The organism is Vulcanococcus sp., from assembly GCF_044369115.1.
In the GTDB taxonomy this organism is placed as follows: Bacteria; Cyanobacteriota; Cyanobacteriia; order PCC-6307; family Cyanobiaceae; genus Vulcanococcus.
Genome location: NZ_JBIPMN010000014.1, coordinates 1 through 22,048 on the forward strand (window position 1 = coordinate 1; position 22,048 = coordinate 22,048).

17 protein-coding genes are annotated in these 22,048 nt (G+C 62.6%); 4 read left to right on the forward strand and 13 right to left on the reverse strand.

Annotated elements, in window-relative coordinates; translation table 11 throughout:
- Window positions 1-3,209: DEAD/DEAH box helicase (locus tag ACIQ2E_RS01910; RefSeq protein WP_398325367.1), on the reverse strand; the 3,209-nt coding region annotated here is incomplete at its 3' end.
- A 141-nt stretch (window positions 3,210-3,350) separates the two neighbouring features.
- On the opposite strand from ACIQ2E_RS01910, the gene ACIQ2E_RS01915 reads away from it, so the two are divergent.
- Window positions 3,351-3,647 carry a type II toxin-antitoxin system HigB family toxin gene (locus ACIQ2E_RS01915; RefSeq protein WP_197149682.1) on the forward strand — a complete coding sequence of 99 codons (297 nt, stop codon included), beginning with the start codon at window positions 3,351-3,353 and terminating at the stop codon, window positions 3,645-3,647.
- A gap of 8 nt (window positions 3,648-3,655) precedes the next feature.
- Window positions 3,656-4,057, forward strand: coding sequence for a type II toxin-antitoxin system HigA family antitoxin (locus ACIQ2E_RS01920; RefSeq protein ID WP_398325369.1), 402 nt, complete (start codon window positions 3,656-3,658; stop codon window positions 4,055-4,057).
- Window positions 4,058-4,145: 88 nt separating this feature from the next.
- On the opposite strand, the gene ACIQ2E_RS01925 is transcribed toward ACIQ2E_RS01920, so the two are convergent.
- From ACIQ2E_RS01925 to ACIQ2E_RS01960, 8 genes are all read right to left on the reverse strand, one after another.
- Window positions 4,146-5,069, reverse strand: a complete 924-nt coding sequence (locus ACIQ2E_RS01925) for a nucleotidyl transferase AbiEii/AbiGii toxin family protein (RefSeq protein WP_398325371.1) — start codon at window positions 5,067-5,069, stop codon at window positions 4,146-4,148.
- Complete coding sequence (locus ACIQ2E_RS01930; RefSeq protein WP_398325374.1) at window positions 5,066-5,815, reverse strand: type IV toxin-antitoxin system AbiEi family antitoxin domain-containing protein; 750 nt, start codon at window positions 5,813-5,815, stop codon at window positions 5,066-5,068. The genes ACIQ2E_RS01925 and ACIQ2E_RS01930 overlap by 4 nt, the downstream gene beginning before the upstream one ends.
- A gap of 83 nt (window positions 5,816-5,898) precedes the next feature.
- The gene (locus ACIQ2E_RS01935; protein WP_398325377.1) at window positions 5,899-7,257 is read right to left on the reverse strand and encodes a hypothetical protein; all 1,359 of its coding nucleotides are present in this window, start codon (window positions 7,255-7,257) and stop codon (window positions 5,899-5,901) included.
- Window positions 7,258-7,269: 12 nt separating this feature from the next.
- Entirely contained in the window at window positions 7,270-7,593 is a 324-nt protein-coding gene (locus tag ACIQ2E_RS01940) for a DUF262 domain-containing protein (protein WP_398325380.1), read from the reverse strand.
- On the reverse strand, window positions 7,590-12,476 hold the full coding sequence (locus ACIQ2E_RS01945) for an Eco57I restriction-modification methylase domain-containing protein (protein ID WP_398325383.1): 4,887 nt from the start codon (window positions 12,474-12,476) through the stop codon (window positions 7,590-7,592). Before ACIQ2E_RS01945 ends, ACIQ2E_RS01940 begins: the two co-directional genes overlap by 4 nt.
- 3 nt (window positions 12,477-12,479) lie before the next feature.
- Window positions 12,480-15,383 carry a helicase-related protein gene (locus ACIQ2E_RS01950; RefSeq protein ID WP_398325386.1) on the reverse strand — a complete coding sequence of 968 codons (2,904 nt, stop codon included), beginning with the start codon at window positions 15,381-15,383 and terminating at the stop codon, window positions 12,480-12,482.
- A gap of 161 nt (window positions 15,384-15,544) precedes the next feature.
- On the reverse strand, window positions 15,545-16,378 hold the full coding sequence (locus ACIQ2E_RS01955) for a M20/M25/M40 family metallo-hydrolase (protein WP_398325389.1): 834 nt from the start codon (window positions 16,376-16,378) through the stop codon (window positions 15,545-15,547).
- Window positions 16,368-17,642, reverse strand: a complete 1,275-nt coding sequence (locus ACIQ2E_RS01960) for a VWA domain-containing protein (protein WP_398325392.1) — start codon at window positions 17,640-17,642, stop codon at window positions 16,368-16,370. Before ACIQ2E_RS01960 ends, ACIQ2E_RS01955 begins: the two co-directional genes overlap by 11 nt.
- Between ACIQ2E_RS01960 and ACIQ2E_RS01965 the strand changes: the two genes are divergently transcribed.
- Window positions 17,626-18,855, forward strand: a complete 1,230-nt coding sequence (locus ACIQ2E_RS01965; protein ID WP_398325395.1) for a DUF4145 domain-containing protein — start codon at window positions 17,626-17,628, stop codon at window positions 18,853-18,855. The genes ACIQ2E_RS01960 and ACIQ2E_RS01965 overlap by 17 nt on opposite strands.
- A 33-nt stretch (window positions 18,856-18,888) precedes the next feature.
- Here the strand turns inward: ACIQ2E_RS01965 and ACIQ2E_RS01970 are convergent, their stop codons facing one another.
- Genes ACIQ2E_RS01970 through ACIQ2E_RS01980 form a run of 3 tightly spaced genes read right to left on the reverse strand, consistent with a single transcriptional unit; the run spans window position 18,889 to window position 20,317 of the window.
- The gene (locus ACIQ2E_RS01970) at window positions 18,889-19,659 is read right to left on the reverse strand and encodes a hypothetical protein (RefSeq protein ID WP_398325398.1); all 771 of its coding nucleotides are present in this window, start codon (window positions 19,657-19,659) and stop codon (window positions 18,889-18,891) included.
- Entirely contained in the window at window positions 19,656-19,901 is a 246-nt protein-coding gene (locus ACIQ2E_RS01975) for a hypothetical protein (RefSeq protein WP_398325401.1), read from the reverse strand. Before ACIQ2E_RS01975 ends, ACIQ2E_RS01970 begins: the two co-directional genes overlap by 4 nt.
- Window positions 19,901-20,317 (reverse strand): DUF6932 family protein, encoded by a 417-nt coding sequence (locus tag ACIQ2E_RS01980; protein ID WP_398325404.1) that lies wholly within the window; start codon window positions 20,315-20,317, stop codon window positions 19,901-19,903. Before ACIQ2E_RS01980 ends, ACIQ2E_RS01975 begins: the two co-directional genes overlap by 1 nt.
- Window positions 20,318-20,681: 364 nt before the next feature.
- Here ACIQ2E_RS01980 and ACIQ2E_RS01985 point away from each other — a divergent pair, with 364 nt between their 5' ends.
- A complete protein-coding gene (locus tag ACIQ2E_RS01985; RefSeq protein ID WP_398325407.1) occupies window positions 20,682-21,377 on the forward strand; it encodes a hypothetical protein in 696 nt (231 codons plus the stop codon).
- 3 nt (window positions 21,378-21,380) lie between these two features.
- Here the strand turns inward: ACIQ2E_RS01985 and ACIQ2E_RS01990 are convergent.
- On the reverse strand, window positions 21,381-22,048 hold a 668-nt coding region (locus tag ACIQ2E_RS01990; protein WP_398325410.1), incomplete at its 5' end, for a hypothetical protein.

Consider the following 22,048-nt stretch of genomic DNA (forward strand, 5'->3'; position numbering starts at 1 on the left):
AGCAACACTGAAGAGAGATCGCCGATGTTGATGCCCATCTCCAGGGTGGAGGTGGCGGAGAGCAGGTTGGGGTCGCTGCGATATTCGCCACGGATGAACTGGGTTTCGAGGCGCTCGCGATCGCCGCGCTCCAAAAGGCCGGTGTGTTCGCGGGCGACGATTCGATGCACCTCGCCGCGTTGGTAGAGCCGCCTGTAGAGCGGTAGCCCTCCGCGAGGATCAGAGCGGTAGCTGCCGGGGCAATGGCGCACCTGACAGGGCAGGCCATCCCAAAGGCTGAGCTGTTCGGTGGGCACGCTGTGCATGTCGCCGCAGTGCTCGCAGCGCACGGGGTGGGCCTCATGGCACACCCTTACCGCTGCGGGCGGGATCGCCCAGATGCGCTCACCACGGCCGCCGTTGAACTGCAGCAGCAGACCGGCCTGGCACAAGGCGTCGACAACGGCGTTCAGCGCTTCCTTTTGCTGTTCCGCATCCAGCTGGACGGTGGGGGTGAGTGTGCGCTCTAGCCAGTGCTGGGCCCAGGTAGGCCGGCCGGAGTCGCGCACCAACTGCTCGAAGCGCCCTTTGCCGCGGTAGCTGGTCAGAAAGATCGGTCGACTGGCAGTGCGTCCGAACTTCGGCGTGTGGGGGATCTGATTGAAGGGATAGGTGTCTTCACCGCCGCTCTCCAAATAACGGCTGCTCTTTCCGTCGCGACCCACCAGCTCGCTCAGGGCAAGAGCACCGCGTTGGCGCAGGTGCTGCAGCAGGCCCACCACCAGCTGCTGCAGCTGGCCGAGGCGCAGGCCGCGCAGGGGCTCCACCTCGTTCTGCAATCGGCTGAGCAGGCCTGGCAGCAGCTTGTTCACCGCGGCGGGATCCACCGCGGCCGCCAGCGCGCCGGCCTGCTCCACCGACGAGCCCAGGCGTGAGCGGTAGCCGAATTCGGCGGCCACCTCCCAACGCAGCCGATCGCACACGAAGCGCATCAGGGTGCTGGTGGCCTCCAGGCTTGGCGTGAGCTGCTGTTGCAGGGCATCCCATTCGCGCAGCCACTCCAGGTCGTGGGGGATAAAGGTGGCGGCAAAGTCGACCGGGTTAGGCAAGCGCTGCTGCCACTCGCTGATCAGGCGCTCCTGCAGCTGATCGAGCGGCAGTGGCGCGCCCGCTTCTTGCACCGTCGTGGTGAGGGCGGTGCGGAAGGAGGTGCGATAGGCGCGGGCCGCGATGTAGCCGGCGCGGTGGGCAGCGTCCTGAACCGAATCGGAGAAGGCCAGCAGCTTCTTGTCGCCGTTGAAGGCGGAGGCAAACAGGGAGGCGCTCCAGGTGCTGGTGAGGTTGGCGGCAGAAGAACCGATCAACAGCAACCCCTGCTGGGCGTTGCAGTAAGGACAGTCGCGGCTGACCCGCGGGTGGTTGTTGTCGTCGACGATGCTGCAGTCGGGGATGTCGACCGGCACCAGCTCACGGCTCTGGCAGGTGGGGCAGACGGGCAAAGCCCCGGTTGGCGTGGCGTCGGCTAGCTCCTTGGCGGGATGAAACGACAGGCAGCTGGCACACAGCTGGTGGCTGCAGGCTCCCTCATTGGAAGGGCCGCCTTGGGGGAAGAGGTAGCGGAGCTCCGGAGCACCGGAGAAGAACGCCTTGTAGAAGTTGCGGAGGTTGTTGGCGCGGTCCAGCGTGTTGCTGGTGGAGTTGAGGGCTGTGGAGGTCCAGGCGGTGGCGCCGCAATCGCGGCAATGCACCACGGGGAGGTGGAGGCTGTTGTCGCTGCCGGCCAGATCATCGGAATGGCGCAGCTGGGGCGTGGCCTCCACGGAAGCCACCATGCGTTTGAGCTCGCGCAACCAGAGCTGCACGCGCAGGTTGATCCAGGGCACCACCACGGGGCTGCCATCGAGCTTGGTGGTGCTGCGGCGGGCGTGGGCGATGAGCGCGAGCAAGCTCTCGAGCAGCAGCACGCGGTAACGGCGTGGGTATTGGTCGCCCAGGCCCAGCTGGCGGGAGAAGCGTTCCAGCAACTCCTCGATCGAGCAGGTGCCTGCGGCCTGGCGCACCAGGTTGTGCACAGCCGGCAGGGTGCCGAGCTGGTTGCCCAATGTCAGACGCCAGCTGTCGTCTTGAACGTTGCCTTCAGGAGCTGTTGGCAGCGATTCGCCGAGCCAGAGCGCCGCCTGGGCCGCGAGATAGGCCTCTGCACTGGTGGCGTGTTCAGGATCGAGTTGATCCAGGGCTTCAAGCCCAGGCAAGGGCAAGAGGCGGAGCCCCTCCTCGCCAAAGGCGGTGTGATCCCGGAAGAACTCCTCGGGGCTGAGACGCTCTTCTTCAATGAGCGAGGCGGGCCCAAAGCTGCTGGCAAAGATCTGCCCCGCATAGCTGCGCATCGCCTCACGCGATTCCGGGCCGCCGAGGGTGGCGGAGGTGCCCACGCACACCAGTTCATCACCAGGGCACTGGAGGCGATCGCGCAGGCGGCGGATCAGACAGGCCAGGTCGGTGCCCTGGGCGCCATCAAAGGTGTGGAACTCATCCACCACCAGATAACGCAACACACTGGTGCCATCAGGCAGACGGCCGTTGTGCTCCCACAGCCCCTGCACCTGGGGCTGGATCAGCAGGTAGTCGAGCTGCTTGTAGTTGGTGAGCAGGATGTCGGGCGGAGCCTTCTGCAGCGCTTCTTTGTTGGTGATCACGCTGGTGGCGGTCATCGCCACCGTTTGCTCCTCATCGCTGGAGCCGATGTAAAGGCCAGCTCGCAGGCCCGAAAGTGCAGGAATGGTGTGGATCAGATCGGCAATGCGCCTGGCCTGGTCTGTGGCCAGGGCATTCATCGGATAGATCAGGATCGCCTTGATGCCGCGGGTGCCCTGGGCCTGCTGCTGGCGGCAGTGCTCCAGGAGCGGCAGTAGGAAGCACTCCGTTTTGCCTGACCCCGTGCCAGTGGCCACCAGGGTGTTTCGGGGTGTGCCAGGCAACAGCCGATCAAAGGCTTTCTCCTGGTGCCGATAGGGCGGGAAGGGCAGTGGGATCTGCGGGAACCAGTTGCGCCCGGTGCCCTGGTGAAAGGGCAGGGCCACCGACACATAGGGGCCCTTGAGCAGCTGCTCGCGATTGGCCAGAAAGCGATCGATCAGCCCCGAGAAGCCTGGCGTGGTGGGGTGAAAGGCGGTTCGGATGGCATCAGCGGCCACCTGCTCCAGCTCGCTCGCAACAACGGAGGGGAGCAACGGATACCGCAATTCTGCTGCTCCAGGCTAGGCGAGATCGCAGTACTGCCAATGGTTCTGATCCATGCATTCCATGCATAACCACTGGCCACTCGACAGCAGGCCCCTTTCCTCCCATAATGGGAGGAGCTGCCATATCAAGTGCGCGTCATCGCCAAGAAAGCCTTGGTGCAGTTCTGGGAGTCAGGCCATGGCGATGCTGAGCAACCCCTCAAGGCCTGGCATGCCCTGGCCAAGGCGGCCAGCTGGAGCAATCCACAGGAGATCAAAGACAAGTTTGCAAGTGCCAGTTTTCTTGCTAACAACAGGGTTGTCTTCAACATCAGCGGCAACAAATATCGCCTCGTCGTCAAGGTGGACTACGACTTCAAAGCGATCTTTATTCGATTCATTGGCAGCCACGCCGAGTACGACAAGATCGACGCTTCAATCATCTGAGACACTGCATGCAATCCATCAAGCCCATTCGCAACGAAGCCGATTACGAGCTTGCCCTTCAAGAGATTGATCGCTGCCTGGATGCATCATCAGGCAGTCCTGAACGGGATCGGCTTGAAGTGCTGACAGTTTTGGTTGATGACTATGAGGCCAAGCATCATCCCATCAGCCCACCTGAGCCTATTGCCGCGATTGAATTCGTACTGGAGCAACGCGGCCTGTCGCGCAAAGACTTAGAAGGCGTCATCGGGAGCAGCGGGCGTATTTCAGAGGTGATGAACAACCAACGCTCGCTCACGTTGGCGATGATCCGAAAGCTGGTGGAGAAGTTTGACCTGCCAGCTGATGTGTTGATTCGTCGCACAGGCAACACAGCGGCTCAGAACTCCACATCCCGCGTGGCGGTGTAGGCGTCGATAGGGCACAGGCTCTGCGGGAACCAATCCCGCCCGGTGCCCTGATGACTGGCGTGGTGGGGTGGAACGCGGCGCGGAGGCATCAGAGCGGTCCTCCTTCCTGCTGAAAACAGGCCTCAAGCCCCTGCAGCTGTTCTGCGCGCTTGGCACCCTTCAGCTTCGCCAGGTTCTGAAGTTTCCAGCGGATGGCCGGCAGCTCCTGCAGATGGGCAAACGGCATGAACTCCCAGCGGGGTTGGTTCTGCACCAGCGAAAGCAGGAAAGTGCGGTGCTGATCGGTGAGGGCGCGGGGCAGGTCCTGCACCAGACGTTCTCGGGTCTGCTCCAGTGTGTCCAGGCTGATCTCTTCGCGGGTCATGCCATCGAACTGATTGGCGAACGTGGCTTCCAGCGGATGCAGACGGGGCTTCAGCACCTCATGCACCGGCCTGTTGTGGCCGGCCAGATAGGCCACGAAGCAATCCACGATCTCCGGGGTCAGGCCCGTGTCGTTATACAGAACATGAACATCAAAGAGATCGCGGGGATGCTGGCGGTCCATGGCCGCAACGAGCTTGCTGCCATAGAGCTCAGCGGTGGCGAGCAGGGGCAGGGTGACCGCCTGGGCAAACTCCTCCTCAGTAGCTGGTGAGAGCGGGCGTTGCTGCAGGGGGAGCAGGGTGCCGCGAAACACCTCATTCACCTCCACCTTCACTTCGGCCAGGGGGCCCAGCACCTTCAGCTTGCTTTCGTTGTTGGCGCTGTTTCTGTGGAGCAGCACCTCATAGCCCATGGCCTCCAGCTTCTGGCTGATCACCCGCAATTCACTGGAGATGGCTGGCAACGCGGTTGCTCGATCAAGCGTGTGGTCGGTGAACACCACATCGATGTCGACCGACAAGCGGGGCAGGTCGTGCAGAAAAAGGTTGAGAGCAGTACCGCCTTTGATGGCGAAGTGGGGTGACTCGAACACCACCGGCGCGATGTCGAGAAGTTGGCGAACCGTGGCGGTGTAGGCGTCGTTCATGGAGTCGCGGCCAGGTCCAGCCGTTCACCCGTGCGGCCCACGGCCACCCAGCGGCGGCCGCCACCGAGGCGGCGGCTGTGCTGCTGGGCCAACGCCGCCCAGGGCAACTCGAGCTCAGTCGCCAGAAGGGCAGCGAGGCGCACCACTTTGATGCGGCTGAGGTGGCCGAGGAGCTCATCCAGCAGCGGTAGCCGCAGGTTGCGCGTGCTCTCCACCAACTGGCGCACTTCCTCCAGGCTTTCGAAGCTGCCGGTTTCGCTGAGCAGCTCCAGCAGAGCCCGCTCAGGAGTCGACACGGGCAGTTCGGGATGGCCGCCGGCCAGGGGTGCCATCCCCAGACCCGCCGGCAGCTCCGGAGCAAAGATGTGGGCTACGCGGTAGCGCACACGCACGACGCCATCCAGCCAAGCGGGAAGGCGCGCCGGCTGATCACCCCAGAGCACCACGGTTTCCCTGTACGCCAGGTTGTGACGGACACCTCGCCAGGCCAGGGCCGTTTTGGCTGCGACATGCAGGCCAGGCACCTGCTTCGCCAGAAAGGCCAGGCAGTCATCCCGCTGGAGGGTGTCACCGGGAAGCGCGTAGGCACCGCGGCCCAGGCGCAGCAGCCAGCCCGAGCGCACCAGGGCGGAGGCCCGCTTGGCCGTGATGCCGTGGGCGGCCAGGGTCTCCATCCCCAGGGGGGCACCGCGAGGAAGCTGCGCCAGGGCCTCCTTGAATGAAAAACGGGCTACAACTCGCGTCATGGAAGAACTGTAGCTGTTTTTCCATGCAGGCTTCGGTGCTCGCCGGGGCGCCTTGCATGAGATTTGGGCGACAGGTCGCTCCATCAGCGAACAAGGGCAGGTTTTTCATGCATTGCGCCGGTCACCTGCACAATCGCCGCCGCCACCAGCTCCAGCCGCTGCTTCAGGAACAGCTCGTAGTCATCACTCCACAGCCCCGAATCCTGCCCATGGGGAATCAGGTGACTGCTGAGCACGGCCTGCATGGGGAAGCCGGGTTCGTCGCGCAGTTCGGCCATGTAGGCGGAGGGGGCGCTGCAGCTGATGCGTTGGTTGGTGGCGCTGTCGATCAGGCAGCGGTTGAGCACGCAGTCGCGCTGGCGGGTGTCGAACCCGCGGTCTTCCAGGAACTTGGCGGGGAAGATGTGGTGGTCATCGATGCCGCTGGTCGTGAGCAGCTGATCGTTGAGCACGGCGCGGCTGTGGAAGTCGAGTGGGCGATCACCGCTGGCAAGGATCAGGCAGATCGTGGCCCGGTAGAGGGAGCGCTGGCGGGGGGTGACATCCCGCAGCTGCTCGGGGTTGAAGCGGAACTGGCGCACGTTCTCGGGTGCTGGCGCCCCTGGATCGCTGAGCCAGGGGATGAGTTCACCGACATCCCGACCGCTTTGGGTGTTGGGCGACTTTTCGTAAGCCTGGCTGAAGGCTGAGCACCAGAACCAGCGTTTGATCTGTTCGCGTTGCGCGCCTACGGCCACACCTTTGCTGGCACCGGCGCGGGCGAGGGCAGCGGCCATCGGCGAGAGCATGGTGTTGAACGGGAGCCACTTGGGCTGCAGCACCCAGCAGTCGTCGTGGAGGATCGTGAGCGAGAGGGCAAGGCCATCAATCACGGGCTGCCACCAGGTGGTGACCTGCTCGGCGGTGAGGTTGAGCACATCGCCGCGTTTGCAGCTGGGCGTTTTGCCGCTGGCCAGGGCGATGGCCATCAGCACGTAGTAGGGGTCGACATCAAAGAGCGCGATCAGGGGGTGATCGCTGCGGGCCTGCTCCCAGAGTTCGCGGAGTTTGAGGTCGTGACTCCAGAAGCGGGCGGTGAGCAGCTCAAACACGCTGAGCTTCACGCCGGTGCGGTTCAGCGTTTCAAAGATGGTGCAGAGCGCAGCGGGTTCGGTATCGGCCGAGAGGGTAACAACGGGGAAGACGTATTGATCAATGCGGTTGATCCACTGGGCTTGAAGCTCATCGAGCTGATCTTCCAGCTGATCACGCTCTGCCCCTTGGCGTGTGCGGGCCACCTGGGAGGCCCACTTGGAGAAGCCTGTGCTGCCCTTATGGAGCACCGAGAGCGGAAGTAGGAGCTGATCTGCCTGCAGCTCGAAGGCCGCCCGCCGTGTAACGGCGCTTTTGCTGTGGCGCAGGTAGTCGATGGCATCTTCAAAGTCGGCGCCGTCGATGAGCATGCGGATATCGAGTTAGTAGCGGTGGTCGCCGACCCCGTAAAAGGCTTGGTAGAGCGAGGTCAGTCGCTGCTGGCCGTCAAGCACCAGGAAGGTGTGCTCGATGGTTGGCGGTGGTGCACCTTCGAATTCACGACTGGAAAAGGCCCGCTGACGATCACGTACGCGAAGGATGCTGCCGGCGGGGTAGTTGTTGGGGATCGAGACGATCAACGCCTGAGTGGCACTGGGCTCCCAGACGAAATCGCGCTGGAAGTCGGGCAACACCATGTCGCCGGTGTGGATGCGATCCAGTAGGTCGAGGAGGGGCTTGGAGTTGGTGTCTTCGTAGATGGTCATGCACCGGTGCCCTCCTTCTCGAAGAATGCCCAGGCGGTTTTGTAGTCCTCCACCCGATCACACCGATCAAACGGCGCCTCGTAAGTGATCGTGCGCTCGATCGGCCCACCAGGCAGTGTGTCATCCGTGATCGTGCGGCTGACCGTGCCAGAGGTCATGTCCTGGATGTCCTCCCAACCGGTGGTCTTGTTAGCACCACGTCCTGAACCTTTCCGCGGGAATCCAACGCCGGTTAGCCCCTTGCTAGCGGTAAAAACAATGCGCCCGTGTTGGTCGTACCAGGTGTCGCGTTCGTATTGCTGCATCACCGGAAATTGCATTCTGTACATTGCGATTAGCTCATTAAGAGTGATGCCGATTGATTTAGCGATCAATACATCAATCTCGAGCATGGCTTGCCTGCGTTCGTAATCCCTACGCAGTGCCGAGCTCTCGGACCAAGTCCGAGAGAGCTTATTAAAGAAGCTATGAGTAAGCCTTTGATCAAAGGGCTTGCTCCACTGAACCTGGCGGAATGTATCTTGCCAGCATTCAGACCATAGTTCTGAATAGTGGCTCGTGAGGCAGTTGAGCGTGAGCACTCTCGCCGCCAGATCGTCAGAAAGCACAGGGAGTGGCAATTTTGCGGCGAGATCCTCGAGAAAATCAGCCTTCCCGGTTGACTTTACAAAAAAGTCAAATGGAAGCGAAGAAACCCCAGCGGCGAATGCAAGGAGTTCAGCGGTATCTTCAAACGAAAAAGAAATGCAACTATTTATGTGATGAAATCCCGCAGGGTAGACCGCAGCCTTGAGTGTCCTCTCGTGACTAAAGTCAATTCTTTTGCGAGCAAATACCCTGGAGACCTCTACGTGCCTTAATTGCTTATTCCATGGCAAGTATGCAATTTTGCTCAGGCGGTCGGGGCCTGACTGCTTAAATACAAAGTTGGCCCTCGGAAGAAAGTCTTTGGGTATGTTTTCTAAACTGATGCAGTCATATGCTTGATGGCTGCTGCATACTCTTTGTGGCGTCTGGTAAATGGGGTTGGCAGGGCCAAAGTGGGGGCCCGAAACCATGAACGACTCGGGATTTTCCGGAAAATGGGTTTGTTTAGCAATAGTCTTATCTATTTTTAGCGAATTTGTTTCGCTCCACATTAACGAAGAATAAAACTTTCCCTTGATCGCTGCAAGCTTTCTTCCAGCAGTGGATAGCTTGCGAAGCGAAGGCAGGAGCTCACTTGAAAATAGAGACGGCAGTCGTGCGGCTTCCCAGTCATCACTGTCATCATAAACATTAGCAAATATCTCAAGTGCCTTACGGTCTACAAAAACAACCCTTCTCGAGGATGGCTTTAGGTTCCACTTGCCATATTCATTCTTTACTCCTTCAAGTTCAACATCATGCGATCCATCCGTTGAGCCCTCGATCGTTCTCGGGCTCACTAGTCCGGAAATGCTCTCAAAAGAGGGCTCCCTATTGCCAGAATATATGTTAATACTAAACTTGGCTCTGTCCCCTATTGGGAAAAGCAAAAGTGCGTTTTGAAATTGGAAGTGATATTTTAGTCTCCTATACAGTTCTCTTCTAAGTGCCTTGCCTTTCGGATCATCAAATACGCCTTCAGGATGCAGAAATCCCAGCACACCCTCTGCTTTAATTAGTCTCCAGGATTGAGGTAGAAAGCATTTGTACAGGTTGCTTAAAGCGCCTTGAAGCGTCGGATACGACTGGGCTGATCCGAGGTAGCTCTGAGCACCTGCTTGGCTTTCGTATTCTTCGCAGTAAGCCTGCGTGAGTTCAGTGTTGCACCTTAGGAGAGGAAGACGATAGGTGGCGATTTCTGATGCAGAAAAGGATCTGATTAGTATTTTGGGCAGTGCATCTCCGAGAACGCCCCTCTCTTCCCATGTGACCTTTAGCCAAGGCGGATTGCCAATAATTAGATCAAAGCCGCCGCCTTTGAGCAATTCAGCAAATTCCAGATCCCAATGCAGAGGCCTGATCCGCCTCGCCACCGCTTCCACCTGCCGCAGCCGCTCGAACTCCGCCTTGAGCTTTTCCACATCCACAAAGCCGTGGCGGTCGGAGAAATCCACCGCTAGTTGTTTGGGCTGCGTGTCGGCAAACAGATTCCCCTGGCCAGGCTCGGGCGTCACCCCCTGCTCAAGGTCGCCCAGGATCATGCTTAGCTCCAGCAACCAGGTATCACGGCTTGGAAGTGAGCCCGCCTGGCGGATCGGCCAGAACCAAAGCGCACACCAGTAGTCCATCGCCCACTTGAGCCGCAGGCGCGCGTTGGTGTTGGCCACATCGCGGCCCAGCACCTCCTGCTCCTGGATGCGGTCTTTCAGCTTCAGCGGCGTCCACTCGCCCTCTCTGATCCCCGTGGGGTCTTCCCACACCGGCAGCGGATCGGTGGTGCGCTGGCGCAGCTGCGTTTGCTGCTCAGCCCAATCCTTCCAAAGCGATTCCACCAGCTGGCTCAGCCTCAGGAGGTGGGCGATTTGGGCTTCCGTAAAAGCTTCGCCAACAAAGGCCTTGTTCCAGCGCTTGCAGCGCTCGATCGCCTCGGGTTCCAGCTCCTTGATCACCTTGTCGGAGTAGGCCGCCATGCCCGGATCGGGCAGCAGGAAGTGAAAGATCGCATCCTTCGGCAGCTCCGCATCCCAGGCCAACTCCTCAGGAGCGTGCTCGTGCCAGAGCTTGCGGGGCTTGGCGCTGCGTGCGGAGCTGGTGGGCAGCTGGCTTACCCGGTAGATCTGTCGGCGTGCGCCGATCAGCGAGTTGCCGCAAACCAGTTGCTGGCTGAACCAGGGCACAAAGGCTCGGCCCTTCTCCGGTGTGAAAATGCTGTTGAGCCAGAGGCTCACTTCGGCCAGCTCCACCGCCACCGGGTTGAGGTCAACCCCGAACACGTTTTGATCCGCCAGGCGCATCTTCACCTTCTGCAGTTCGGTGGCGAACTGCTCGTGGGGAATGCTCCTACCGGTTTCCTGCTGGCGCAGCTCCAGATACTTCTGCGCCAGCTGGTTCACCACCTCGTTCAAGAATGCCGCCGAACCCATGGCCGGCTCGCACACCTTCAGCTGCAGGATGTCGGCTGCCGATTTGCCGGGCAGCAGCTCCTTGAGGGCGTACTTCACCAGGCACTGGGTGAGCGATTCGGGCGTGTAGTAGCTGGCGCTTTTCTCGCGGTCGCGCCCAGCCAGGCGGTAGATGAAGCTGCCCTTGGGGTAGCACTTCGGTTTGCCGGTGCCCGGGTCCGGGACGATCTCCTCGGCCTTGTAGGCCTTGAGTTGCTCGGCAGTTACGAAGTGGCCCACCTCCAGCTCGTCGTGGGCCTGGCCACTGGCTTTAGTGTTGTCGTCGTCTCCACCGTCGTCATCGCCGAAATCATCCTCGTCATCGTTGGCGACGGCTTTGCCCTTCTTCGGTGCGGGCTGCACCTCGTAGAGGTCGTCTTCGGCGAAGAAGCCGCGGAAGCTGAGGAGGGCCTCGTACACGGCGCCGAGCTGGTTGATGCCCAGCTGTGAATAGCTCACCCGGCCGCGTCGCTTGCCCTTGCCCTCCTTGGTGAGCGACATCAGCTCGATCACCTCGCGCAGCACCACGTTGCGGAAACGCACCCGCGTGAGCATGGGCATCCGCTCGGGATCGAACAGGTGTGCCTTCAGGGGCGTCAGCCGGAAGCTGTCGTGGAAGGGATCGTCGGCGTCAGCGAGCGGTAACTGAGCCGTTTCGTCGTCGCGTTTGGGGTAGCCCTCCCAGATCATCTGGAAGAGGCGATCCAGCGAATCACTGATGTAGGTGCTCTCCTTGTCTTCCTCGCTGCCGAGCTCGGCGGTGTCCATGTCGCGCAGGCTCTCAAGGCTGTAGCCCAGGCGGTAGACATCACTGCCCATCGGCGCATAGCCCAGATCCGGCCGGCTTTCGATGTAGAAGAGGAACAGCAGCCGGTACATGTACCGGAGGCATTCACTGGTCAGCTGATCGGCATCGGTCTTGCCCTTGAACACGCCCTCGCGTTGCTCTTTGCGCCAGTAGATCGCTTCGTTGCCGAGCAGCTCGATCGACTTACGCAGGGCATATTTCAGGTCGCCGCTCACCTCATAGGCGTGTTTGTGGCTGTTTTCATCCAGCTCATCGAGCAGCGGTGTTCCGCCGCCCGTGGGGCAGGTATGCTCACGGTGGAGCAGCGTGGCTGCCGCCAACACCGCATCGGGGTTGTTCTCGCCCAGGAGCGTGTCGAGCTCAAAGCGCAGCAGTCGTGAAGCCGCCCATTTCTGCCGGTCGATCAGGAGCAGTTGGTCGCGGCTCACCGCCAACACCCAGCGCGGCGGGATGTCTTGCGCGAAGATCCGCTCGGAGATCAGCTCCTCCCAGGTTTCACCCTCCAGGACCAGGCCGAGGGAGGGGTCGATGATCTGGCAGGCCCAGTTCGTGGCGATCGTGAGCTCCAGCGGGTCTGCGGGCTCATCGCTTGGGTTGAAGCACTCCACCACCCACAGCCAAGGCTCGCCCTTGGCGTTGTTCACCTCACCCAGCAGAGGAATCTGGTAAGCCTCACCACCGATCAACACCGGTTCGGCTTTGGGGGCGTAGGCGTAGCCCAGGGCCTGCATCAGAGGCTGGAAGAACAGCTCACGCTGGAGCCGAAGGCGTTCGCCAGGATCAGCTGTGATGCCCAGCTCGGCCTCACGCAGTTTCTGCCAGGGTTTGCGGAGTGCCTTGAACAGCACCTCCGGTGTGGCGACATCTGAGGTGGGATCGGCCTGGAGCTGGGCCGTGGCCTCTTCAGTCCAGCGTTCGCGCACCTTCTTGATGTCGTTCGTCAGAACGCTCTCGAGGTAGTGAGCGGAATAGAACTCGTTGGCGTTGCTGATGCCTGGTAGTGCCATGGATCAAGCCTCCCGATGCAGCACGGCCACCACCTTCAGGAAGGGCAAGGGTTCGATGGTCATCACGTCGTTTACAAAGCGTTCGTGGTCGTCGAAGCGCACGTCGATTGCCTTCTGCTGGGCCAGGCGCCGCTTCTCCTTGATCTGTTGCGGGCGCTGATCATTGGCGTAGCTCAGCTCCAGCTGCTCCACCTGGCGGCCTCGCAATCGCTTCAAGCGTTCGCGCTGGGCCTCAAGCTCCGGTTGCATCCGGGCGGTCCAGCGTTCGGCGCAGCGCATCAGATAGTCGTTGGCCTTGCCAACGGCATACGGCAACTGCTTGCGCAGATGCTCGGGGATGGCGTCATTCGGGTTGGCATAGGTCTTGCGGCCCAGCTGCAACCGCTCGGCCACCGCCTCGAACGGCTCCACGTCCACCACGTTCAGGCCGGTGCCTGAGAAGCGCACCGCCACCCACTCCTGCACCACTGGCACTCCCTTTTGGTTGGGGATCGTGCCCTGGAACACCATCGCCACCTCACCGGGTTCCAGACCATCGCTCAACTGGAGCACGGGGGCGCAGTGTCGCTGGAAGCTGATCTGGCCTCGGTCGGCGAGCCAATCCACCAGCGGGTGCAGATCCCAGAGATATTCCAGTTCCGGGCGGCTGGAATCCTGGCGGCGGCTCTGCTCAAGGGCTCGCTGCAGGGCGGCCACCTCCGTGGAGAGCACCAGGCGCTGGCCCCGGGGCGGCTGCAGCTCCCGTGGATAGCGGTCGTAGCGGCGCTGCAGATCGCTGGGCGGGGTGATCTCCAGACGCTGTTGATCGGCGTCGGCGCGCAGATCCAGCTTCTCGCCGCGGCGCTCCATCTGCTCGGCCACCGCCTCCAGCGCCGACTCCACGTAGCTCCACAGGCTGGGGAACAGGCTGAAGGGTTGGCGCTGCTGCACCTGGATGTCCGTGGAACCAGCCTCGGAGTCCTGCCCATCCGTTCCATAGAACTCGTCGAAAATGCTGTCAGCGCTGCTCTTTGTCAGGAAGCGCTCCGCCTTCTCATCCATGCGCTGCTCAAGCGCATCCAGGGAGCCGCTCTCGTACGCCCGGCTGATCTCCTCCTCCTCGCCAACAGGGTCGTAGACGCCCAGAAACACCGCCGGATCGCCGATGTTCTGCTGGGCCTGCTCGTCTTTGCGCTTGAGCAGGCGCAGCACCTTCTCGGCATCACCCATGCCCTCGCTGCGGGAGCAGCTGAGCAGGTAGCGGATCTGGGGTTGCTGAGGCTGCCCGTAGCGGTCGATGCGGCCATTGCGCTGTTGCAGCGTCATCAGTGACCAGGGGATATCCACGTGCACCAGCCTGTGGCTGAGGTAGTGCAGGTTGAGGCCCTCGGAAGCCACCTCGGTGGCCACCAGGATCCGCACGGCCTCTTTCTCCTGGGCGAACTGCTCCACCACCCTGGTTTGCTCCACATCGGGCATGGCGCCATCGAGGCCCACCACCGCGCCGGTGGGCAGGCCCAGGTCGGCGGCCAGGTGCTCCACCAGGAACCGCTGGGTTTCGCGCCTGCCGGTGAAGAGCACGATCCGATCCCTGGGATCCTTGCCGCTCCACGACCAGTCGCTTCGGATCAGTTGCAGTAGGTGCTGGTATTTGGAGAAGTCAGCCGGGCCAATGGCCGCCAGCAGGGGCTCCAGTTCCTCCAGGGCCGCCTGGTCGGCAGGGGCCGGGCTGGCGGCAGCCGCCAGGCGCTTGAGCCGGTTGCGCACCGTCTCCAGCGCTGCCATCGGGCTGGAGAGCAGGCTCTTGGCCAGGGTGGTCTTGAACAGCTGGCCGGCCTTGGCCTTGGCATCGCTGTCAGGGAGCTTGAGGTCTTTGAGCAGGGCAAACACCCGCTCCTCCCGCTCGCTTGCCGCACACTCCACATCGGCGGTGTCGCGCTCCTTGACGCTGCTGCGCAGGTCAGCGATCACGTCCTTGCGGAAGCGCCGCACATACAGATCCTTGATGTCGTCCTTGGTGTACTTGCTCGGATCGGCGATGGCCGTTGGATCGAGCATGTTCATCAGGCTCGCGAAGCTCTCCGGCTTGCCGTCATGGGGGGTCGCTGACAGCAGGATCAGGGTTTCCGATCGTGTCGCCAGCCGCTCCGCCAGCCGCGCCCGCTGGCTCTTCTGGGCGCCGCGAGCCCGCTCGGCCACGTTCTGGCATTCATCGATCACGATGATGTCCCAGCTGGCGTTGTCGAGATAGAAGCGGTAATCGCGGTCGTTCTTGAGCGTGTCGACCGAAACGATCGCCTTGTCGTAGTAATGAAACGGATTCTGGTTCGTCGGGATCTGCTCGCGTATCCGCTGGATCCCCACCGAATCGAGCCGCACCAGCGGGATCGAGAAGCGCGTCCAGAACTCCTTCTGGAACTGCACCAACATGCTCTTGGTGGTCACCACCAGCAGCCGCTTGCCCCGGCCGCGCCGGATCAGCTCACTGCAGAGGATGCCGCACTCCAGCGTCTTGCCCAGGCCCACCGCATCGGCGATCAGCAGCCGCTGCCGCGGCGTCGCCAGGGCCTTGGCGGCCGGCTCCAGCTGGTAGGGCAGGGCATCCATCGCGGCCCGCTGGCCCACGACCAGGGCATTGTCAGTGGGGACAGAGCGACGAAGATGGGCCTCGAGGAACAGCAGGCTGTCGCGGTAGCGGGGCGACGGGTCGCTCACCAGGGCCGTGTCTTCCGGCTTGAGCACCTTGAAGCTGCCGGCCGCCTTCTCAACCTCCACCAGGAAGCGGGCTTCCTTTTCGCGCAGGAACGGCGAGACGCCCACCACATCCACCACCTGCTGGCCATCGGAGCTGCGGCCGAGGCTGCGCACGAGCCACTCGGCGCTGCGGCACTCGATGCGGGCTCCTGGGGCAAGAACGGCTTCGGGCATCAGGGCGGGAGACGGCTGAGGCTCAGATCAGTCTGCTGTGCAACACGGTGCTCGTCAGCACGCCTTGAGCCCTTGAAATAGCTTTCCCTGACTGGGATTTATTCATCTGGCGCATAGTCGGCTGCCCGGCCGTAGGCACACCGCAACAGGAGGTGCTGCCCTCACACGCTCCTCAGGGCTGCGCCGAGCCCCTCCACGACTGTCGCAAAGAAGGGCAGATCCAGCGTCTCCACCGTGTCGCTGATTTGGTGGTAATGCGGATTCCGCATAAATGACGTGTCGGTCACCATGAGGGCGTTGTAGCCCGCATCCCAGAACGGGCTGTGGTCGCTGAGGCGCACATCAGGCAGGGCCTTGCCGCCGTTGGGCACCGGCAGCACTTTGGTGGGCACGTGCCGCCCCATCGCGCGGGCCAAACTCGGCAGCATCAGGCCGGCGCTGGCATTGGCGACTAGGGCGATGAAATCGCCACGGCGGCCGTAGACCGCCTCCATCCCGGGAACGGGGTAGCTCTGCTGCTCGCTGGTGAACGCCAGCATCTCTAGGCTCACCATCAGCTTCAGGGGCTGCCGGGCTTGGCGGAGCTCTTGCGCCAGGGCCGCGCTGCCCACCATTCCCCACTCTTCCTGGTCGAACGCCACCAGCCAGATCGGCCGAAGAGGCGGATCTGCCGCCCAACGCCTCGCCAGCTCCAGCAGCGCCGCCACGCCACTGGCGTTGTCGTCGGCACCAGGGGAGTGCAGCGGGCCGTCGTAGTGGGCGCCCACCAGCAAAGGCGCGAGCTGGGCGTCTCGCCCAGGCAGCCGCAGGATCAGGTTCACGCCTTCCTCTCCTGAGGAGCCAAAGCGGTGTTCTTCCAGCGGCCCCAACGGCTCCAGACGCTCTCGGATGGCTTGGCGCACCGCCATCAGCCCGAGCGGATCCCAACAGGCATGACGCGGCACGGCGAACTGATGCAGGTCGGCCAGCAAGCGCGCTTGGAGCTCAGAGGACATCACGCCCCTCCTGATCGCGCAGCTTGCGTCCGCGGGCACGCATGAAGGCCTGGCTGCCCATCACCTTGCGCGCCAGCGACAACTTGTTGGTGGACAGCAGATCCAGAAGCTCACCAAGCAGCTGCTCCTCCCGTTGCACGGCACTGTTCCCCTTGAACGCCTGCAGGCTGTCGAGGGCCCGTTGCACAGCGCTGCGGCTGGCGTGTTCATCGCCGCCATCCATGCTCTGCATCGCTTCATGGCGGCGGCGCGCGGCCTGCTGCAACAGCACCGCGCTCACGACCGCTTCCTCCAGCGGCAACGCATCCCAGGCCGACTGCTCCACAACCGGCAGCCGCAGCAGGGCCTCAACCATGGCGACCTGTCCATCGGGATCACGCCAACGCGCCTGCACCTTCAACAGCTCCACCACGGCCAGCCCATCCCATGGACGTGGTGCCATCTGCAGCCCAAGGGCCAGCGAAGGGGCGCTGCCCGCCTGCAGATCACCCTGATCAATCCAGCCTTCAGTGTTGACGTCGAGTGGGTTGTGAATCTGCGTCAGCTGCACACCAGGCCCGGGCTGCAGGCGCAGCTGCAGTTGCCGACCGATCACCAGCTGCAGGCCCTCGAGTTCGGCAGTGAACACGGCTTCCAGCTGTTGCGGGGCCGTGATGTGCACCAGGTTGCCCTGGCCCGCCTCGGCCATCGCACCCAGCAGGCGCTCGTCATAGTCCTCGCCAAGGCCGATGCAACTGGTGCTGATGCCGCACTCCCAGGCCGCACTCACCAATGGCCCAACATCGGAGCCACGTCGGGGCCCGACGTTGGCTTGCCCGTCGGTGAGCAGCAGGAGCCGTTTGTGGTGCTGCTCAAGCCCTTGCCCATCGCGCAGGGCCTCCAGGCCGGCACGCCAGCCATCCACCAGCGCGGTGGAACCACCTGGGCGCAGTGCCTCGATGCGGGCGATGGCCTCCTCACTGGGCGGCCCCAACGGCACCACGGTCTCCACCGCGTTGTCAAAGCTGATCACCGCCACACGGTCACGGGCCGACAGCTGCCGCAGCAGCTGTTGCGCCGCCGCACAAGCAGCCTGGAGTTTGTGCCCAGCCATCGATCCCGATCGGTCGATCACGATCGCGATCGCAACCGGTTGCCGCTGGGCCGATGCCAGCGGTGCAGGTGTGTTGAGCTCCACCAGCACATCAAGCTGGCAGCCGTTGACGCAGGCAGCCGGTCGTGCCGCCAGCACGGTTAACGAGGGATGCATGGTGCCGATCGCCATGGTGGGTCGCATTGCGCAAGGTCTTGAGCTGAAGTCTTTGCCCGCCGCAGTGGATGCAAGACCGGGCTCGTGCGAACCACGCCGCATAACAGCGGCGGCCGCTGCCCGCTGCCAGAGTCGCCACGGCATCTCTGGCCCTGCCGCCCACGCCGTGCTGCTCACCTTCTTCGACATCGAGACTGCTCACGGGCAAAGCACCGTTGAGCTGCAGGCCGGCGACTTCCCGAGCCTTGGCCTGTCGGCCGATCTCCTGGTGGTGTCGGCCTTTGAGCGGTGTTATGCCCCGGTGCCGGGCACCCTGCTCGGCCGTCTGCACGAGGCCTATGGCCTTCAGCTCAAGGCCCTTCCGATTGCCCTCGATCTGCGCAGCAGTCCGCTCAAGTGCTGGGTCAGCGCAGAGCTGGATTGGCCCGATCAGCCCAACCAGCTCAGCCGCTTTCGCCGGATCGCTGTGATCGAGGGGTTGATGGAATGGTCTGACGAGGATGACCTGCTGCCCTGGCCACCGTTCAACCGTCTGTTTTCACTGTTAGCCCTGCTGCCGATGCGGCAGATCGCCTGTGCCACGGTGGCCAGCCCCCTGCTGGGTAGTGGCAATCAAGGGCTTGATGTCGTCGCCCACTATCCCGATCTACTGAACGCTTATCACCAGGCGTTCCGCCATGTGCCTGAACTGGAGCGCTTGATCCTCTTTGACAAGACGGATGCGCATCTGCAGGTGCTCGGCGAGGCGATTGATGCCGCGTTGGAGCGCCCAGCCCCCCAGGCGATGCGTTTGCGACTTCCTGGTGACTCACCCGCCGTCAGCGGCCTACAGGATCTGCTCAGCAGCCGCAGCAGCCCATTCACGCGGCCCTCGTCGCAAGCGGCGCAGGACATCCGCGAACTTCTGATGCTGCTGCGCAGTGAGGAAGCGTCGTTGGTGGCCCTTGGAAACCACAGCAGGCGGGTGGTGGAACAACTGGTGCTGCAGAGCCTGAGCGATGAGGCATCTTCAGAGAAACTCACCCTCTACAAGGGCATCCGACGCCTACAGCAACGCGGTGTGCATCCCTGGGTGATCCAGTGCCTGCATCAGGTTCGCTGTTTCGGCAACTGGATGGGCCATCCACCCCGCGGCGGCGACGTCATGCCGGTTGAGTTGCATGACGTGCTGGCGATGCTCTCGTCCTTGCAACGCGTGTTGCAGGCCTATCCATGGTTGAAGGCCTGATTCACGGGCATCCCCGCGTTTCACGCACTCAGATCATTCGACCCCGAGCTCGAGCTGCTGATCCGGCGCTCGGGTGACGGTGATCTGCTCCACCCGTACCAACCTGGGTTGTTCATCAGCTGCCGCCTCGTAGCTCCCGTTAACGCGCACGGCGGCGTTCAGCATGGCAATGATCTTGCCGTCGTAGATCGGCTCGTAGATGCAGCGCATGCCGCTGCTGGCACCGCGACCGCGGATCTCGAAGCGGCGGGCATCGAGGTCCACCTCACGCACGACACCCTCGAAGTCTCCATGCCCTTTGAGCCGCCGGCTGTTGGGGGTGTTCAAGCTGCGGCCAAGAATCTGTCGGCTCTGCTTGGTGAGGGGTTTGGCTGGTCCCAGGTCTTCATCGGGATGGGGGCCGCTCAGAAACAGCTCATCGATCGCTTTGTTCCGCGCCGATGGCGCTAACCGCCTGGCCGCCACCATCACCGTGTCTCGCACGGCTGGATCGGGGAACAGATCGTCGATGGCGTCGCTGACTTGGTCGTTCTGAATCAAACGTGGAATCGCAGGCAGGCTCTGCACGGCGGTTTGTACGGCCCGATACAGGTCATCACTCACCCCAGGCAGAACCGCCTGGCCATCGGCTCCCACATCTCCCGGTTGCGGCACCCGCATACCCACAACCAAGCTGCCGTAGGTCAATCCAGCCAGCTGTGGATCGAGATCAGCAGGCCACCGCACCTTCTTCTCCTCCATGCCAGCGATCGCCTTGGCGACTTTCTGGATCTCCGCTCTCAACCTCCCGAAGACGGTGGTCACCAACGAGATGGGGGCTCCCGGTGGGCGACCCCCGGGCCCCGATAGCGGGCAATCAGATCGGCGTTGTCGGCGAGGAGGGCATAGGAGAAGTCTTCGCGGTAGAGCTTGGCGAGCATCTCCAGATAGGCACCACTGATCTCCTCGGGCTCCTGACCCACACGCCTCGCCAGCTCCCGCGCTGATTGGAGCTCCTGGTGAATGATCCGGGCCTTGGCCTCGATGGCATCAATCCAGCTGCCCATCAGATCAGCCTCAACACACCCTTGCGGTGCTCGTGGTGCAATCCCTTCTCAAAAGCCGTCTGCGGCCGCAGCGTTTGCAGCAGATCAACGAAGTCCTGCTGGAGACCTTTGAGGGATGGCATCACGTCGACCCGATAGCAACCAAGCGGTTCAGCTCTGCGCTGGAACAGCATCTGACCCTCCCACTGATCTGTATCGGGTAGATCGCTGAGCTCCATCACCAGATTGATGTTGCTTGGATTGGCTTTTCTGCTCACATAGCTGCCATCAAGAACCAGAGGTGGCATCAGGGTGAACCTTGGCGTCAGCTCCACGCTGATGAACTCCCGCAGCTGAGCTGTTAACCGGCGGCGTTCGTCCGTCCGTCCAGGCCAGGTCCACCTCAACCTCCTTGATGGTGCATTCGTGAATGCCATCGGGCAGCAGGCCAAAGCGGTCAAAAGCAGGGATGGGCATGCCCTACGCCGCAGTGCGTGAAACCTGCATCGACTGGTGGTCGCAGTAACCGGGCATCGGCGGCCTCCGGTTCTTGCTGTCTACCGCCTCCGCGCCGCTGATGGAAGCAACCCGCAGGGTTTCTACAGCTCCATTCGAGGCTCCGGCTGCCCGGCTCGGTCAATCAGACTGCCGCGCCCCTCAACCAGATCGCTGTCGGTCACTAGCCTTCAGCACGTTCTCATCCCAGACTGCCGGGTCAGCCGTGGGGCAGGCTGAAGATGCGTTTGACGCCGGAGTGTGCGCAGAACTGGCCGATGGCAGGAGGCCGCTCTGGCGCTGTTGATGCCAGCGTTTGTTCTGATGGCGCCGCCGAGTGTGAAAGCGGCTGATGGCTACTGGCTCGATCAATACAACGCTCTGCTGTATCTAGGCCTGTTCCGCCTTGACCCAGAACTGGAAGCGATGCGCCGGCAGGGAGCAGGCGTGGTGATGGTGCATGCCGATTCTCTGCCGGATCCACTGCTGCGTTGGATCGCCTGGCGGGCACGGCGTGCCGGGCTGCAACCCGTGGCCTGGATCCAGCGCCCTACCCCGGCCAACCTGAAGCGAGTGGGAGCCCTGAGCAGCTACAGCGCCCTGCAGGTGGATGACCATTTCTTTGCCCGGCCGCCTCTGGCCCTCACCAGTCTGAAAGCAAGCCTTGCCCCCAGGCAGCTCTGGTGCTCGTTTCAGCCCGCTCAGTATTCCTGGCGTACTGCTCAGCACTGCGACCACGTCGACATTCAGGTGTACCGCCAGGGCTGTCGCTCCACTGCTGACAGTGCTTATGTGCTCGGAATAGCAGGCAAGCGTGATACGGCCATCGCCGTCTACCACGATGGTTCTACCGCGGACGATCGCCGCATGTCCTGTTTCCGCAAGGAGATCGGGGCGATCGGCAATCGCCTGTTCGTGTTCAAGTGGAAGAACCCCGAGCATTGGCTCAAGCCGATCACCCGTCCTCTCTGGCAGACGCTGTCGTGGCTTCGCTCCAGCTGAGCTTCAGGTTTGATCCAGCCCATGGCTGCGGGTGATCAGTTCGCCGCCGCTGCCCAGCAGAAACCGCTGTTGGCTGCCGCTCACCTGCATCCAGGCACCCGTGGTGCGGCTCTCGAAGGTGACAGGCTCCCGCCGAGGATTAACGCCGTACTGATCGAACCAGGTGCGCTCGCGGCGGCTCCAGTTCAAGAAGCCTTTGGCACGGAAGCGCTTGAGCTCAGCAGCCGCCCAGTCTTCTGCGCGTTGCCGGGCCCACTCGCTCTCTTCTGCACTCTTACGGGGGGTGCAGAACGCCTTGGGCACTTCCCTGACGCCGTACACAGCCGGCATGTAGCGGATGGTGAGGAAGGGTTCGATCGGCTCATCCGCCCAGGCCTCCCAGGCATCGCGATCACGCTCGAGCTGCTTCAGCGCCTCGGCCTGATCCTGCTCGAGGCAGCGGCGCAGATCCGCTGGATCGGGCTGCAGCTCAGTGATCAGCCTCTGGAGCCAGTGGTCACTGATCGGCTCTCCCAGCTCGAAGCCACGGATCAGGCTACCGACCTTGGCGAGGTTGCTGGCGCCAAGGCGAGCAGCAAGCTGAGCGGGCCTGAGGTCACGCTGCTGACGCAGGGCGGCGAGATGACGCGAGAGATGGCTGCTGCGGCGAACGTCGGATGACATGACGGATC

What these genes read in the sequence shown, in the direction of transcription:
- ACIQ2E_RS01930 (WP_398325374.1), bottom strand. Translation starts at nt 5,815, where the DNA reads ATGACGCGAGTTGTAGCCCGTTTTTCATTCAAGGAGGCCCTGGCGCAG.
- ACIQ2E_RS01975 (WP_398325401.1), bottom strand. Translation starts at nt 19,901, where the DNA reads ATGGGCAGCTGGATTGATGCCATCGAGGCCAAGGCCCGGATCATTCAC.
- ACIQ2E_RS01925 (WP_398325371.1), bottom strand. Translation starts at nt 5,069, where the DNA reads ATGAACGACGCCTACACCGCCACGGTTCGCCAACTTCTCGACATCGCG.
- ACIQ2E_RS01985 (WP_398325407.1), top strand. Translation starts at nt 20,682, where the DNA reads ATGCCAGCGTTTGTTCTGATGGCGCCGCCGAGTGTGAAAGCGGCTGAT.
- ACIQ2E_RS01955 (WP_398325389.1), bottom strand. Translation starts at nt 16,378, where the DNA reads ATGTCCTCTGAGCTCCAAGCGCGCTTGCTGGCCGACCTGCATCAGTTC.
- ACIQ2E_RS01935 (WP_398325377.1), bottom strand. Translation starts at nt 7,257, where the DNA reads ATGCTCATCGACGGCGCCGACTTTGAAGATGCCATCGACTACCTGCGC.
- ACIQ2E_RS01960 (WP_398325392.1), bottom strand. Translation starts at nt 17,642, where the DNA reads ATGGCGATCGGCACCATGCATCCCTCGTTAACCGTGCTGGCGGCACGA.
- ACIQ2E_RS01950 (WP_398325386.1), bottom strand. Translation starts at nt 15,383, where the DNA reads ATGCCCGAAGCCGTTCTTGCCCCAGGAGCCCGCATCGAGTGCCGCAGC.
- ACIQ2E_RS01940 (WP_398325380.1), bottom strand. Translation starts at nt 7,593, where the DNA reads ATGACCATCTACGAAGACACCAACTCCAAGCCCCTCCTCGACCTACTG.
- ACIQ2E_RS01945 (WP_398325383.1), bottom strand. Translation starts at nt 12,476, where the DNA reads ATGGCACTACCAGGCATCAGCAACGCCAACGAGTTCTATTCCGCTCAC.
- ACIQ2E_RS01920 (WP_398325369.1), top strand. Translation starts at nt 3,656, where the DNA reads ATGCAATCCATCAAGCCCATTCGCAACGAAGCCGATTACGAGCTTGCC.
- ACIQ2E_RS01980 (WP_398325404.1), bottom strand. Translation starts at nt 20,317, where the DNA reads ATGGCATTCACGAATGCACCATCAAGGAGGTTGAGGTGGACCTGGCCT.
- ACIQ2E_RS01965 (WP_398325395.1), top strand. Translation starts at nt 17,626, where the DNA reads ATGGTGCCGATCGCCATGGTGGGTCGCATTGCGCAAGGTCTTGAGCTG.